Here is a 13,764-nt window from a genome sequence, read left to right as displayed (position 1 = left end):
ATGGAGATGTATGGAGCTATTCCGCCGCCTGCGCAGCAGTCGGCGGCACGATGGCCGCATCCAATTGACGCCTGATATCGGCGGGCAGTTGCGAGACGTCGACGGCGGTGCGGTTGCCGCAGCCGGCGCAAAGCTTGATGTCGTTGCAGCCGCCGTTCAGATGCTTGCGGCGAATCTCGTAAAGCGCGACGGAGTCGACGACTTCGAGGATCGAGCCGCCCAAATGTTTCTTTGTCGGCGGAAGCTCCTCCATCAGATGTCCCACGGTCAGGCCGTTGAACACGTCGGAGCAGCAGGCCGACACCTTGCCATTGTGCATGACATAGAGAAGGTAGAAGGGGATTTCGCAGGGCGCGGCCATGCCGTCCTTGCCGTCCAGCATGCCCTTGCCGACATCGACCAGCGGCTGCTGCTTCAGATGCACGACATTGGACTTGCGGGCGGCCTCGGCGAATTCATTGAACACCGAATCCGAATCCGCCTGGGTGATGCCGTAGGAATTGTCTTCCTCGGCGGCGAAATATTTGATGTAGAGTTCGGTCTTGCCTTCGGCTTCGACAACCGGGATGACGGCGCGGAGATTGGCGAGAACCCGGTCGGCGTAGTCGCCGACTTTGACCGTGTTGTATTTTTCGCGGTCCAGCGTATCGACGCTGATATGGATCTCATCGAGACCGGCGGCGATCAGTTCCCGCGCCTTGGTCTCGTTGAGCAGAATGCCGTTGGTGATGACGCGGGTCTTGAGCGCGAAGCCTTCGGCCTTCACCCTGGCGATCATCGCGCCGATCTTCTTGTTGAGCAGCGGCTCGCCATTGCCGTGGAACTGGATCATCGCCAGAGGCCCGCGTTCGGCGACATAGACGCGGAGATCCGACAGGATCTTCTCCCAGGTCTCTTCCTTCATCACGCCGGCATGTTCGCGGAATTTCGGGGCGCGGCCGGAATGGGCGTCGCAGAAGGTGCATTTCAGATTGCAGGCCGAAGCCGCCTCGATCACCAGCGTCAGGATCTTGCGATCGAGCAGGGCCGCGGTCAGGTTGCGGGCCCGGATCGCCATGAATTGCGGATCCTTGGCTTGCTGGAATGTCAGCATGTCGAACGTTCCTTCCCGGCCTCGATGACGGCGCGCCTTTCGGCTGCATTAACTATAGGCCCGCAAATGCAAACAAAGCTTTTATGCCTGGGCGCCCTCATGCTCGCTTCTTCGCGTTTTCATCGACCACGAACTGGAAATCCGCAACGATCTCGGAAACCGGCAAAAGCGCCGCAGAGACGAAGCGATAGTAATCCTCGCAGGTCCGGCAATGGGGATTGTCGGCATTGACGACCAGGAGCTTTTCCTTCGTCAGACCGGAGAAGGGGATCGTCCTAGCCGGACGGTCGGGATAGACGGGCTTGAATTGTTTGAGATATTTTCCGCCCTTCCATTTGGAGAAGGCGGTGCGATAGCGCGCGACGGTCACCTCGAAATCCTCTGCGGAGGCGGCCGCGGCGCACTGGTTCATGCAGGCCTGAACGAAATTGTCCTCGAAGCCGGAAAATGCGACGCCATGGCGCTTGGAAAACCAGTGATGCACCATGCCGATGCAGGCCATCAGACCGAAACGGCTCTTGAACGGATAATCCTTGAAGCACTCCATCTGGTCGAGCGGCGCATCGAGCTCCTTGTCGAACAGAGCCTGCTTGGCTTCCTGATCCTTGAGGCTCTTGATGCCCGCGGTGTTCGACATCGGGCAGACGCCAAGCACCGAGAGCGGTCGGGCGCAGTGGACGAAGGCCTTGGCGTTGGCGATGATCTTGTAGATGCTCTCATAATCCACGACAGGAAATTCGAAGAAGGCGCCGCCATAGCGCGCCTTGATGCGATCAATCAGTTTGCGCGACGCTGCGCCGTGATAGATGGAAAATCCGGAGACAATGATATTGCTCGCCTGGCGGAAGCGATAGGCGCGATCCTTGATCAGGTCATGCGAGACGTCGTGGACGGCAGTCAGCGTCTGCACGATCTGTCCGGAAGCGGGTTTTTCGCCATCGGGCCAAGTGTAGAACAGTTTTGCCCAGTCGATCGCCTCGACGCCGGGCCGCTCAGCCTCGATCTTGAGAATGACGCCGGCGGCGTCTGGATCGGCGTAATCGTCGTCGCCGATGAACGTCACCCAGCGCCCGGTTGACGCCTCCATGGCGACATTCCAGTTTTCCAGCATCGAACGGGTCTTGTCGCCGCTTGCGACATAGCGGATTCGGGGGTCGGCGATCAGCGGGCGCATGAATTCGTCCATGATCTCCGGCTGGTCGGAATTGTCGACGAAGACGAATTCGACATCATCGCGATCGGACCGCAGCAAGGCTTCGATCGTCTGCTTGAAATAGGGCTGACGATTGCGGGACGGCACGCAAATGGACAGGACGGGCTTCAGGGCCGGCATGGGAGAACTCCGTGATCGGCGGAGACTAGCCGTGTTGGCTTAAGCGAAACTGGCTGTCGACAGCGGCCGATGCGCCGACTCGACGTGATATGTCAACGCATCGAGCGGACCGACGATCTGGCGGGCGAACCGCAATCCCTCGGCAGGCGTGTCGGCCACGGTCTCGTCGATATAGAGCGTCGCGCCGCGCAGACCGGTAAAGGCCTGAGCCTGGGCGCGGCTGCGGTAGCGGGGTTGGAACGCCGAGAGCCAGCGCCCGTCCTCGAAACCCGCAAGCGCCGTGCGACAGGCTGCGACTTGCTGTTCGAACGCCTGTCGGCTCTTGCCGTTTTCACAGTCGCGGACCAGAGCCTTCACGAAGTTTTCTTGCCAATCGTCGTAGGCCACACCGTATTTCTGCCTGAACCAGTGCTGGACGCCGAGAATGCAGCCGGCGACGCCGAGATGCGGGCCGAAAGGGAAACCGCTCATCCACTGGCTCGCCTCTTCGCCCGGGCCATGCTCGGCGATCAGCGCCTGATAATTGGCTTGAGACCTGGCGAAATCATTGGCGGCGGCGGAATTGCTGTCTGCGGACACGCCCGCCACGGAGAATGGCCGTTCCACATAGAGAAAGCGGTTCGCCTCGACCGCCAGCTTGCAGGACCATTCGTAATCGACCACGGAATGCTCGAACAGCTGGCCGTAACGCGCGGCGATCGTCTCGACCAGATCGCGTCTGACCGCGCCGTGATAGATCGAATAGGCGCTTGAGGGCACGTGGCTCGCGCCTCGCCATCCGAACAGCCTGTCGAAGAACTGGGCGCGCGACGTCTCGACGGCGCGATTTCCGAGTTGCAGCGCCATATTGCCGGGCGTGTGACGGCTGTCCGGCCAGGCGAAGGACAACCTGTTCCAGCCGATGCAATCGACATCGGGGACCCGCTCCTCGATCGCATCGAGACAATCGGCCATGTCGAGATCGAAGAAATCGTCGTCGCCGATGATGGCGATCCAGTCGCCGCGACAGGCCGCAACGGCGCGGCTCCAGTTTTCGGGCATGGACAGCGCGAAACCGACGGGCGGCAGATAGGTCAGACGGGGATCATCGATCGTCGCGGCATAGGCCGCCAACGAGTCTGCGTCGTCCGAATTGTCGGCGAAAATGACCTCGACGTCCCGGCGCGGGTTGCCGAGGAGATCGACAAGAGTGCGCTGCGCGCAAGCGCGACGGTTGCGCGTGGGAATGCAGAGCGACAGCCGCGGTCGGCGATCAGGCATGCGCGCGGCGCGGACCCTTCTTGGGCGCCTCGACGGTGACCTCTACCGGTTTCAGGATCGGCGCGGCAACGTCGATGACGGAGAGCGCAGTCACATCTCCCGGAGCGTCGGTATGGCTGTCGCGAACTTCCCACCCCAGTCTCTGATATAGGAAAGCTGCGTCACGATTTCGGTCTGGATGTTCCATGGCAGTATCACCACCCTGTCGGGCCTTTCGGCTTTCAGCCTCGCTTCATCGACCACGGGAATGCGGCTTCCGGGCAGGAACGTCCCCTGCTTGGCCGGATTCTTGTCCACCACGAACGAAATCAGATCGCGCTTGACGCCGCCGAAATTCAGCAGCGTATTGCCCTTCGCCGCCGCGCCATAGGCCGCAACTTTGAGACCCTTCCGCCGGCAGTCGATCAGATAGGCGACGACATCATTTCGCACCCGCTCCGCCTCGGCCTGAAATCCCCTGTAGAATTCGCCCGAAAGCAGCCCCGCTCGTTCCTCGGTCGCCATCATGATGCCCACGGAGGCTTGCTCAGGCCTTGAGCGCGCGTCGGCGCGACTGGCGAAGACCCGCAGACTGCCGCCATGCCACGGCGTCGTTTCGACGTCGAACACCCGGAGACCATTGGCTTCGAAAACCCGCTTCACCGCATGCAGCGAGAGATAGGAATAGTGTTCGTGATAAGCGGTGTCGAATTGCCGCTCCTCGACCATGTTGAGGAGATGCGGGAATTCGAAGGTCGCCACCCCTTCCGGCTGAAGCAGGCAAGCGAAGCCGGAGACGAAATCATTGATGTCCGGCACATGCGCAAGCACATTGTTGGCCGCCATCAGGTCGGCGCTCCAGCCCTCCGCCTTCAGGCGTTCGGCGAGCGTCAGCCCGAAAAACTCCTCGATAATGTCCAGCCCCTTGGCGCGGGCCGCCGCCGCGGTGCTGGCGGTCGGTTCGACGCCGAGGCATTCAAAGCCGAGAGGTTTGGCGTATTGCAGGAGATAGCCGTCATTGGCGGCGATTTCGACCAGCCGCGCGCCTTCGGCAAAACCGAAGCGCGCCTTCATCGCCGCGACATAGGCTTGCGCATGGTTGAGCCAGGAGGTCGAAAACGAGCTGAAATAGGCGTAGCTCTCCGAGAAGAACGTCTCGCGGCTGGCGAAATCCTCGGTTTGCGTCAACAGGCAAGCCGAGCAGGTTCGGATGACCAGAGGATACCAGAGTTCGGGTTCCGCGAGCTTTTCGGCGGAGAGATAGGAATTGGAGGGCGGCGCCGTCCCCAGGTCGAGAAACGGCCAGAATGCCTCGCCGCCGCAATGCCGGCATTTCATACGTCTATTCCTTCAAACGCCTCGGTGAGCATGAGATGCGTGCGATCCCGCTCCGACAGATTGGCGAGCGGCAGCGGCCAGGCCACGCCAAGCCGGGGATCGGCGAGATTGAGCGCGCCTTCCGACTCCGCCTGATAGGGAGCGGAATGGGCGTAGAGCAGCTGGACATCGTCACTCAACGCCTGAAAGCCATGGGCGAAGCCCTCGGGGATCAGCAGCGAGGCGCAATTGTCCGCTGTCAGTTCAGTGGCGAAATGCGAGAGGAACGTCGGCGAACCCTTGCGGATATCGACGACGACGTCGAGCACCGCGCCGCGCAGGCAGGTGACGAGCTTGGCGTCGGCCGCGGGCGGTTTCTGGAAGTGAAAGCCGCGCGCCGTGCCGCGCTTCAGCGTGACCGTTTCATTGACCTGGGCGATGCCGCCGAGCCAGCCATAGGCGGCCAGTCCCTCGGCGTCGAACAATCGGCTCAGATGGCCGCGGTCATCGGCGAGCCGCTTGCGCTTCAAGAGGATCAGGCCCGAAAGCGGCGTGCGGCTGGCGTCGAAACGGCCGGTCATGCGGATTTCCTTTCCTTTGCCTCGGAATCGCTCAAGCGCGCCTCGAAGGCGTCGATATCGCGCCCGCACAGCGTTTCGGCCGAGAGGCCGCCGGCGAGACCTTTGTACCAGCCCCAGGTCCGGCCGATCGTCTCGTCGAGATCGAAGCGCGGGACAAATCCCAGATCATTGCGGGCGCGGGCGCTGTCGAGCATCAGGAGACCCGCTTCATGCGGCCCCTCGCCGCCGTCACCCCAGCGAATGCGCGAGAGGTCGAAATGATGGGCCGACCGCTCCAGAAGGTCGCGCACGCTGGCGGCGCTTTGCGGATCCGGACCGAAATTATAGGCGGGCCCGGTTTCGGGATCGCGCCATAGCCGTTCGGCGAGCAGCAGATAGCCATGCAGGGGCTCGAGCACATGCTGCCAGGGCCGAACCGCCTGGGGTCGCCGAATGTCGAGCTCTTTATCGGTTTCGAAGGCCCTGATCGCATCCGGGATCAACCTGTCGTCCGCCCAGTCGCCGCCGCCGATGACATTGCCGGCGCGCGCCGTGGCGACGCCGATCCCGCGGGCCAGAAAGTAGGAACGCCGATAGCTGGAGGTGACGATATCGGCCGCCGCCTTGGAGGCGGAATAGGGATCATGCCCCCCCAGCGGATCGACTTCCGCGAACGCCCTGCCTGTCTCGGCGTTTTCATAGACTTTGTCGGTGGTCACCGAGACGGCGACGCGCAGGCTTTCCACCGTTCGCGCGGCGTCCAGGAGATTGGCCGTGCCCTGCACATTGGTCTCGAAGGTTTCGAGCGGATCACGGTAGCCGGCGCGGACGAGCGGCTGGGCCGCCAGATGCAGGATGATCTCGGGTCGAACCGCATCGACACGCGCACGAACCGCATCGCGGTCGCGGATATCGACGATGTCGCGGCCGCCGCGGGCGCTACCCAGCAGGACATGAAGCGATGGCCGGTCCTCGGCGGGCGCCAAGGCCAAGCCCTCCACCTCAGCGCCGAGACGCCTGAGCCAGAAGGCGAGCCAGGCCCCCTTGAAGCCGGTATGCCCCGTCAGCAGCACGCGCTTTCCATGCCAGAAGGAGCGATCCATCACCAGACCTTCCAGGGCGGGCTGCCGGAGGCCCAGAGATTTTCCAGCTGGATCTTGTCGCGCAGCGTGTCCATCGGTTGCCAGAAGCCCTTGTGGAACCAGGCCTTCAACTGGCCGTCTGCGGCGAGACTGCCCAAGGGCTCGCCTTCGAAACTCGTCGCGTCGCCCTCGATGCGATCGATGACGCTCGGATGCAGGATGAAGAAGCCGCCATTGATGAAGCCGCCCTCGCCCTCGGGCTTTTCGACGAAGCCGGTGACGTCGTCGCCCTCGAAGCGCAGCGCGCCGAAACGCGCCGGCGGGCGCACGGCGGTGACGGTGGCCAGCTTGCCATGACGCTTGTGGAAGGCGATGGTCGCGGAGATGTCGGTGTCCGCCACGCCGTCGCCATAGGTGAAGCAGAAGGGCTCGTTGGGATCGAGATAGGACGCGACGCGCTTGAGGCGCCCCCCGGTCATCGAGTTTTCGCCCGTATCCACCAGCGTCACCCGCCAGGACTCGGCATTCTGGCGGTGGAATTCCAGCCGGTTCGAGCCGAGATCGAAGGTGATGTCGGACATATGCAGGCTGTAATTGGCGAAATATTCCTTGATCATATAGCCCTTGAAGCCGCAGCAGATCACGAAATCGCGCACGCCATGCGCATAATAGATCTTCATGATGTGCCAAAGAATGGGCCGGGAGCCGATCTCCACCATGGGCTTGGGGCGCGTATGGGTCTCCTCGGCCAGTCTGGAGCCGAGGCCGCCCGCCAAAATCACAGCCTTCATATCTGCTTCACCCGCGAATCATCCTGACGCCTGCTGGGTCTTATAACCACTCTTGGGCCGGGAAGCTTTTGCGGGCCTAAAGTTCTTGCTGCGAATAGCAAAGGCCCCTATCAAGGAATCTGCTTTTTAGCCGAGCAATCAAAAAAGGCGAGATTGGAACGGCCCTATCCGGAAGCGAGCGACCTCCCCAATGCTGTCTATACCTCAAAAAATTCAGATCAACCGCCAGCAGTTCATATCGTTGCGGTCGAGGTTGTCGGCGCGTCTGATCACCCAGCAGTCACAGGTGTTCTTCAAGGAAGCGCGTGAAGAGGCGCTCAAACAAGGCGCAAAAGAAATCGGATCGGCCTTTCTCAAACTCGTGACGTTCCGTGATTTCGACAATCTGGAAGCCGATTTCGGGTTTTTCACCGAGAAACCGATGCGCACGAACGGGCCCTTCAAGGCCGGCAGTCTACCGGCGGCCGACTATATTCAGGCGAGTTGGCGGGGCCCCTATGAGCGGATGCGCGACATTCACGTCCTCATCATCCAATGGGCGAACGAAGCGAAACTCACCATCGACAGCACCCGCGATGAGAAGGGCCTGCATTTTGGCTGCCTTCTCAACGTCTTCAGGATTTGCGACCTGAGCGAGCCGGATTCCTCCAAGTGGGAAACCGACATCCTCTTCCGGCTGAAGAAGTGGAAGCCAGGGGAAGCGGTGGAGCCGTTTGTCCAGGCTCTTCCCCTCCCGCGTCCGCCCCAGGGCAAATGAGGTCACATCCCGTCGCGCGGGATGGATTTGGCATAGGCTTTGCGGAAAAACTCGTCCTCGCCGTCTATCGCCACGACTTCGGCGTCGATGATCCAGTCATCGGCGGTGCAGCTGATCCGCGCCGTCGAGATCGTGCGGACAAACCAGCCTGGTCGGGACATGTCACAGGTCCACACCGAGGTTCCCGTCATCGACGACGGATCGTTGTCGGCAATCGTCCATAGCTCTTCGCGCAACTGCCGCGTCGAGAGGCCCGTGCCGGGATGCTCATGCAGTCCGGTGTCTTCCACAATTCGGTATTCGGTGCGGGCATGGGTGAGATCGCGCGCCACCGAACGTCTGGTATCACCCGGCGCGTGCTCGATATAGGTCGGCAGCGGCGACGGGTTATCCGGCTCCTTCATGACGATGCGCGCTGCGTCGCCGAGTTTGGGCAACAAGAGCTCCACCGAGGCGAGATCGATGTCGAGCGTGGCGTCGGTCGGCGGCGGCAGGATCATCGGCCAATAGGCGGTCGACAGCGACAGCCGGATGCGATGGCCTGGCTCGAATCGATAGCCGCAGGCGTCCAGCGTCAGGGTGATTTCCGTGTCTTCGCCGGGCGTCAGCGGCTCGGGATGCTCGTTCGACGTCCGATGCGCCAGATTGAGCACGCCGAAGCTGACCCGGAGCGCCGTCCCATCGGGATGCACATCGACGATACGGGCGCAGAGATTGGCGAGTTCGGCGTCCGACTTGAGCGTGATGCGAACCACGGGCATGCCGAGATAGTCACGGGCTTCCGCCAACGGCTCGGTTTCGAACACGAGCGAACCCGCGTCGTCGCTACGTTGATCGACGGCCATTTCTGCGTCCGGCTTCAGCGTGAAATACTCGCCCGACGCCGTGCCGGTGGCGAGCGGCGAACGCAACGCGGTCCTGCCCCGAGCATGGCTCTCGCTGCCGAAAGCCAGCCCATGCGCGCCATCGAGACGGAGGCTGTCCATATCAGGCGCCGTCCAGCGCGGCTTAGCGACCCAGAATCCCGGATCGAAGTCGCGGCGCGGCGCGGGCTTGACGTCGTCCATGATATAGGCGCGGACCTGCGGCAGGTCCTCGGCGCCGTTTTCCTCGCCCTTCAGCCAGCGGTTCCACCAGCGGATCGCTTCGCCGAGAAAATCGGCGCGCGGCTTGGGCCAGGCGAAATGGGGATATTTGTGCACCCAGGGACCGATAATCGCCTTGGCCTTGTCGCCCAGGCCTTCCACGGCCTTCAGCGGCGTGTTGCGGTAGCCGTCAGCCCAGCCGGCGATCACCAGCGTCGGGATCTGGACATCGTCGAAATTCTCGCAGATCGAACCGTGTTTCCAGAAATCGTCGCGGCGCTGGTGCTCGAGCCATTCCTCCAGGAAAAAGGGTTCGGCGTCGAGCCGCTCCAGCCACATCTCCTTCCACCGGTTGCCGGTCAGTTCAGGGTCCGGCGAGCGGGACTGATAGGCCAGCATGGTCGCCGCCCACGACAGTTGCGCAGAGAGATGGCAGCCGTTCTTGTAATGGATATCGTCATTGTAGCGATCGACGGTCGAGGCGATCGAGATCACCGCCTTGAGCGCCGGCGGGCGCAGCGCCGCCACCTGCAGCGAATTGAACCCGCCCCAGGAAATGCCCATCATGCCGACCGAGCCGTTGCACCAGGGCTGTTCGGCGATCCAGGCGATCAGTTCACAGGCGTTGGCGAGCTCCAAAGGCGTGTATTCGCCGTCGATGACGCCATCGGATTCCCCCGAGCCCCTGATGTCGACGCGGACGCCGGCGATGCCGGCGGCGGCGAAGACCGGATAGGTGGATTCGTCGCGCGGGCTCGTTCCGTCACGCTTGCGGTAAGGCAGGAATTCGAACACCGCCGGCACGGGATCGGCGTCGGCGTTTTCGGGCATCCAGATGCGGGCGGCGAGGCGCGTGCCGTCCTTCAGCGTGATCCAGTGATTTTCAATCGTGGCGAAGGCGCGGTCGGCCATGGCGTTCCCATCTTGTCGAAAAGAGAAGTCTTCTTGAGGGCGAGTCTAGGACCGGGGCAGCCGAATGTCATTTCAAAAGCGCCCTGTGCGGGCCGAATTGCGGCCCGCTTATAATATTATAATTCTCTGATGATCGACAGAGAATGCCGGCGCGCTTCACCAACCCGGAAGCATATGGCCGGCCTTCAGCCGGGGCATGCGCGGCCACATCTTCACGTCGCGGTCGAGCTCGTCGTCGACATTGGCCGGGGTGATATTGTCGAGGCAGGCCGAGATATGGGCGGTGATGGCGTTGGTCAGCGAGGTCGACAGGCCCGTGCGCTTCATGATGCCGATCTGCACCGGCGCAAGCGGCGGAAAGCCGTCCGGCTGGCCCAGCACCTTCATGCCGGTGCGCAGCGCCGATTCCGGCAGCACGGACACGGCCATGCCGGCGAGCACGGCGGCCGCTACGACGGTGGAGGACCAACTGGTGAACAGGATCTGATATTCACGGCCGATGGAATCGAGCGAGGCGCAGGCAAGTCTCCGCCACTGACAATCACGGCGGCCGAGCGCCAGCGGCACGGGCGCGTTTTCCGGCAGCGGATGATTGGCCGACGTCACCCAGCAGAGCGGCTCGGTGCGCACCACTTCCGATTCGCGCTCCAGCGGATTGTGGGTGACGAGCGCGATGTCGAGTTCGCCGCGCGCCATCTTCTCCGCCAGTGCGACGGAGGGCTCGCATTCGATGTAGAGTTCGACATTGGGATGGGAGCGCGCAAAGCGCTGGATGATCTCCGGCATGTAGCGGTCGGCATAGTCGTCAGGCGTGCCGATTCTCAACGTGCCCTCGAGCCGGTTGTCGTCGAAAGCGGCGACGGCTTCGTTGTTCAGCCGGATCATGCGCCGCGCGTAATTGAGCAGTTTCTCGCCTTCGGGCGTCAGCCGGTTGCCGCGGCCGTCCTTCACGAACAGCGGTTTACGGATGCGTTCTTCGAGACGCCGCATCTGCATCGACACCGCCGACTGGGTCTTGAACACGCGCTCGGCGGCCTTGGTGAAACTGCCCGCATCGGCGATCGCGACGAAGGTCTGCAACTGATCGATATCAAGCGGCGCGGACATGCGCATCCCCCACACATAAGAACCGTTGATGATAATGATTAGAAACATTCGTTGGACTGATCAATAGGATTCTTTTTAAGTGACCATTATCAAATCAACAGCCGCCGGTGGGTCCGGCTATGGAGAGTTCAATGGCAACGCGCGACAGGTATGCTGCAAGCGCAGAGTCCGGCATAAAAATTTTTTTGCAGAACTGGACGGTACTCCCCTTGCGCGGGCTTGCACAAAAGTATCTGGCATACAAAAACCGTCGCGTGATTGCGTCGATGCGCGACTTCGACGACGCGCAACTGGCCGATATCGGCTTGAGCCGTCGGGACATCGACAGCGCCTTGGAACGGGCCTTCAGGGATAACCCTTATGCGCCCTTGATCCAGGCGCGCGAGAAGACAATCCGCGGCATGCGCCGCTTCTGAAAGAGTTTCGCCTTCGCTGGAAGGCGCGCGAGTTTCCCCGCAGGGTTTCGCCAAGCAGGCCCTGCCATTTGCCCGGTCGCATTGCCTCCCAGCAATGCACCGGGTTTTTTTCTGCCGATTTCCAGTTTCCGCTTCACCGGCGCGCAAAGGCCGCGAGCTGGGTCCTGATCATGATCTTGTAGTCGTTGATGACGGCGTCCGATTCGTCGGGGCCGACCGCGAGCGCCAACCTAACCGCCCCGCTCGCCAGCTGGAACATCAGGAAGGTCACCCGCTGGAACGCCTCGAACTGATCCTCGGCGATGAAGGGCCGGGCGCTTTCCGCAAACTGATCCGCATGCCGACGGGTGGCGGCGATGTCTGCTCCCTTGGAGCTCTTGTCAGCCTGGATGGCGTTTACCATGTCGAGAATGGCGGGATCGGCGACGATGCGCTGATAGTAGTAGTCGAGCAGCGAGACGGCGGCAGTGCAGATCTCATCCAGATCCCGCGCTTTTTCCAGTCCGCCATCGAGAACGGAACCCAATTCGGCGATCCACTGATTGTGCAGCATCGACACGATCGAGGACTTGTTGGGGAAATATTGATAGAGCGAGGAGATCGGGCCGCCGGCCAGCGCTGCAATCTCGCGCATCTTCACCGCATCGATGCCCTTTTCGCCGATCAGCTGCTTGGCGGCGCCCAATATTTCCTCGACGCGCTCCCGGCTGCGATCCTGTTTCGGGGAACGCCTCAAATTGGAATCCAGATCCTGCATGCCGTCGTGGTCCTCCACTTAGCTCCCCTGCTTGACAGAAAGATGACCAACTGTCAGATTTGTTTATGAGGAGAATATAAATAAAAGCAATTGAGCAATCCGCAAGAAAAAGCAAGCGTGAGGTTGGTCGTGCAGACTGGATATGGTTTACCCATGCGCCGCGGACTGCGCAGGCTACGGGAAAGCGACCTTCCATCGTCCATGGCGGTGGGCTCGATCGGGGCCCTGTCATTGGGGCTGCAGCCGATATTGCTCGGCGGGCTCTTTACCGAAGCACGCGCCACCTTTGACGAGATCGCGATCCTCGCCACGCTGGAAATGCTGGCGATCGGTCTGGGTTCGGCCATGTTGTCGGCAATCGGCGGCGCGCGTTCGATGCGGATGAAATCCGGCATGCTTCTGGCTCTGGCGGCTGCTGCGCATGCCGCCACGGCCTTTGCCCCGACGCCGCTGTGGCTGATCCTCGTCCGGGTGTTTGCGGGATTCGTGGAAGGCGGATTGATTGCGGTGGCGATCGAACTGATCGCCCGCAGCGACGCGCCCGGCCGCAATGGCGGCTGGTTCATCATCGTCCAGACATTGGCCCAGAGCGCCGCAGCGGTGGTGATCGCGCTGCTGATCGCCCCTGCCTGGGGCTCGACGGGAAGCTTTCTGTTGCTCGCGGCGGCGACACTGGCCGGACTGCTGTTTGCGCCGCGGCTTCTCGATGATTACGGCCCGCTTTCAGCCGACGCCGCACTGCATCCGCGCGCGGTTTTCGCGCTTCGACCGGGTCTGGCGCTGTTGTCGATCTTCAGTCTCTATATGTTCACCGGAGCGATCTGGGCGTTTCTGGAGCCGCTGGGCGCCGAGAACAATGTGCCTTCCGCCACGGTGGGCCTGATCGTGTCGGTGTCGCTTCTGGCGCAGGTGGCCGGAGCGCTCGCCGCAACGGCGCTTGAACCGAAGATCCCTTATGTCGGAATGCTGTCCTTCTGCGCGCTCGCCGCCGTCGTCATCGCCTATGCCTTCACCCAAAGCGTCTCGCTGCCCTTGTTCTGGCTGCTGTCGCTCGCCTCCGGTTTCCTGCTGTTGTTCGTGACGCCCTGGCAGATCGCCATGACGGTGGCGGCGGACAGCACGCGCCGCACCGCGCTGCTCACGCCGGCCGCGCAATTGTTCGGCGGCGCGCTCGGGCCTGCCGGAGCCTCGTTCTTCGTCACCGGCGCCGATTACAGGCCAATCGCGGTCTTTGCGGGCGCATCGGCGCTGATCAGCCTGGCGCTGACGCTTTCCTTCGGCCTCGCCCGATCCAGACACAGAGGAGTTTGACACG

Annotated in this window: 13 protein-coding genes; 3 read left to right on the top strand and 10 right to left on the bottom strand. The window is 62.2% G+C overall.

Going from position 1 to position 13,764, the window contains the following annotated elements:
* Window positions 1-16 precede the first annotated feature (16 nt).
* The 7 genes from E8Q41_RS01770 to rfbF all read right to left on the bottom strand — a co-directional run bounded on the left by E8Q41_RS01770 (window position 17) and on the right by rfbF (window position 7,415).
* Window positions 17-1,093, bottom strand: coding sequence for a radical SAM protein (locus tag E8Q41_RS01770; protein WP_137153779.1), 1,077 nt, complete (start codon window positions 1,091-1,093; stop codon window positions 17-19).
* A gap of 97 nt (window positions 1,094-1,190) precedes the next feature.
* The gene (locus E8Q41_RS01765) at window positions 1,191-2,426 is read right to left on the bottom strand and encodes a glycosyltransferase family 2 protein (RefSeq protein ID WP_137153778.1); all 1,236 of its coding nucleotides are present in this window, start codon (window positions 2,424-2,426) and stop codon (window positions 1,191-1,193) included.
* Between the two features lie 39 nt (window positions 2,427-2,465).
* Window positions 2,466-3,686 (bottom strand): glycosyltransferase, encoded by a 1,221-nt coding sequence (locus E8Q41_RS01760; protein WP_137153777.1) that lies wholly within the window; start codon window positions 3,684-3,686, stop codon window positions 2,466-2,468.
* A gap of 90 nt (window positions 3,687-3,776) precedes the next feature.
* A complete protein-coding gene (locus E8Q41_RS01755) occupies window positions 3,777-5,003 on the bottom strand; it encodes a class I SAM-dependent methyltransferase (protein WP_137153776.1) in 1,227 nt (408 codons plus the stop codon).
* Window positions 5,000-5,563 (bottom strand): dTDP-4-dehydrorhamnose 3,5-epimerase family protein, encoded by a 564-nt coding sequence (locus E8Q41_RS01750; protein ID WP_137153775.1) that lies wholly within the window; start codon window positions 5,561-5,563, stop codon window positions 5,000-5,002. Before E8Q41_RS01750 ends, E8Q41_RS01755 begins: the two co-directional genes overlap by 4 nt.
* A complete protein-coding gene (gene rfbG / locus E8Q41_RS01745; RefSeq protein WP_137153823.1) occupies window positions 5,560-6,645 on the bottom strand; it encodes a CDP-glucose 4,6-dehydratase in 1,086 nt (361 codons plus the stop codon). Before rfbG ends, E8Q41_RS01750 begins: the two co-directional genes overlap by 4 nt.
* Entirely contained in the window at window positions 6,645-7,415 is a 771-nt protein-coding gene (gene rfbF, locus E8Q41_RS01740) for a glucose-1-phosphate cytidylyltransferase (RefSeq protein WP_137153774.1), read from the bottom strand. Before rfbF ends, rfbG begins: the two co-directional genes overlap by 1 nt.
* A 241-nt stretch (window positions 7,416-7,656) precedes the next feature.
* Between rfbF and E8Q41_RS01735 the strand changes: the two genes are divergently transcribed.
* The gene (locus E8Q41_RS01735) at window positions 7,657-8,172 is read left to right on the top strand and encodes a hypothetical protein (RefSeq protein ID WP_137153773.1); all 516 of its coding nucleotides are present in this window, start codon (window positions 7,657-7,659) and stop codon (window positions 8,170-8,172) included.
* Between the two features lie 2 nt (window positions 8,173-8,174).
* Here E8Q41_RS01735 and E8Q41_RS01730 read toward each other — a convergent pair whose 3' ends face one another.
* Both E8Q41_RS01730 and E8Q41_RS01725 read right to left on the bottom strand, forming a co-directional pair.
* Entirely contained in the window at window positions 8,175-10,169 is a 1,995-nt protein-coding gene (locus tag E8Q41_RS01730) for a CocE/NonD family hydrolase (RefSeq protein ID WP_137153772.1), read from the bottom strand.
* Between the two features lie 156 nt (window positions 10,170-10,325).
* Complete coding sequence (locus tag E8Q41_RS01725; protein WP_137153771.1) at window positions 10,326-11,276, bottom strand: LysR substrate-binding domain-containing protein; 951 nt, start codon at window positions 11,274-11,276, stop codon at window positions 10,326-10,328.
* A gap of 131 nt (window positions 11,277-11,407) precedes the next feature.
* Here E8Q41_RS01725 and E8Q41_RS01720 point away from each other — a divergent pair, with 131 nt between their 5' ends.
* On the top strand, window positions 11,408-11,692 hold the full coding sequence (locus E8Q41_RS01720) for a DUF1127 domain-containing protein (protein WP_170976322.1): 285 nt from the start codon (window positions 11,408-11,410) through the stop codon (window positions 11,690-11,692).
* 133 nt (window positions 11,693-11,825) lie between these two features.
* On the opposite strand, the gene E8Q41_RS01715 is transcribed toward E8Q41_RS01720, so the two are convergent.
* On the bottom strand, window positions 11,826-12,467 hold the full coding sequence (locus E8Q41_RS01715) for a TetR/AcrR family transcriptional regulator (RefSeq protein WP_246660048.1): 642 nt from the start codon (window positions 12,465-12,467) through the stop codon (window positions 11,826-11,828).
* A 135-nt stretch (window positions 12,468-12,602) separates the two neighbouring features.
* Between E8Q41_RS01715 and E8Q41_RS01710 the strand changes: the two genes are divergently transcribed.
* Window positions 12,603-13,760, top strand: a complete 1,158-nt coding sequence (locus tag E8Q41_RS01710) for an MFS transporter (RefSeq protein ID WP_137153769.1) — start codon at window positions 12,603-12,605, stop codon at window positions 13,758-13,760.
* Window positions 13,761-13,764 lie beyond the last annotated feature (4 nt).

This window comes from Rhizobium sp. FKL33, from assembly GCF_005222915.1.
Lineage (GTDB): Bacteria > Pseudomonadota > Alphaproteobacteria > Rhizobiales > Rhizobiaceae > Rhizobium_E.
Note: the sequence above shows the minus strand (reverse complement) of the source record. Positions and strands in the feature narration are given on the sequence as shown.

Bases quoted from the DNA above. Each gene is read 5' to 3' on its own strand.
- E8Q41_RS01765 (WP_137153778.1), bottom strand. From the start codon at position 2,426: ATGCCGGCCCTGAAGCCCGTCCTGTCCATTTGCGTGCCGTCCCGCAAT.
- E8Q41_RS01760 (WP_137153777.1), bottom strand. From the start codon at position 3,686: ATGCCTGATCGCCGACCGCGGCTGTCGCTCTGCATTCCCACGCGCAAC.
- E8Q41_RS01730 (WP_137153772.1), bottom strand. From the start codon at position 10,169: ATGGCCGACCGCGCCTTCGCCACGATTGAAAATCACTGGATCACGCTG.
- E8Q41_RS01755 (WP_137153776.1), bottom strand. From the start codon at position 5,003: ATGAAATGCCGGCATTGCGGCGGCGAGGCATTCTGGCCGTTTCTCGAC.
- E8Q41_RS01710 (WP_137153769.1), top strand. From the start codon at position 12,603: ATGCGCCGCGGACTGCGCAGGCTACGGGAAAGCGACCTTCCATCGTCC.
- E8Q41_RS01770 (WP_137153779.1), bottom strand. From the start codon at position 1,093: ATGCTGACATTCCAGCAAGCCAAGGATCCGCAATTCATGGCGATCCGG.
- E8Q41_RS01750 (WP_137153775.1), bottom strand. From the start codon at position 5,563: ATGACCGGCCGTTTCGACGCCAGCCGCACGCCGCTTTCGGGCCTGATC.
- E8Q41_RS01725 (WP_137153771.1), bottom strand. From the start codon at position 11,276: ATGTCCGCGCCGCTTGATATCGATCAGTTGCAGACCTTCGTCGCGATC.
- rfbG (WP_137153823.1), bottom strand. From the start codon at position 6,645: ATGGATCGCTCCTTCTGGCATGGAAAGCGCGTGCTGCTGACGGGGCAT.
- E8Q41_RS01720 (WP_170976322.1), top strand. From the start codon at position 11,408: ATGGCAACGCGCGACAGGTATGCTGCAAGCGCAGAGTCCGGCATAAAA.
- rfbF (WP_137153774.1), bottom strand. From the start codon at position 7,415: ATGAAGGCTGTGATTTTGGCGGGCGGCCTCGGCTCCAGACTGGCCGAG.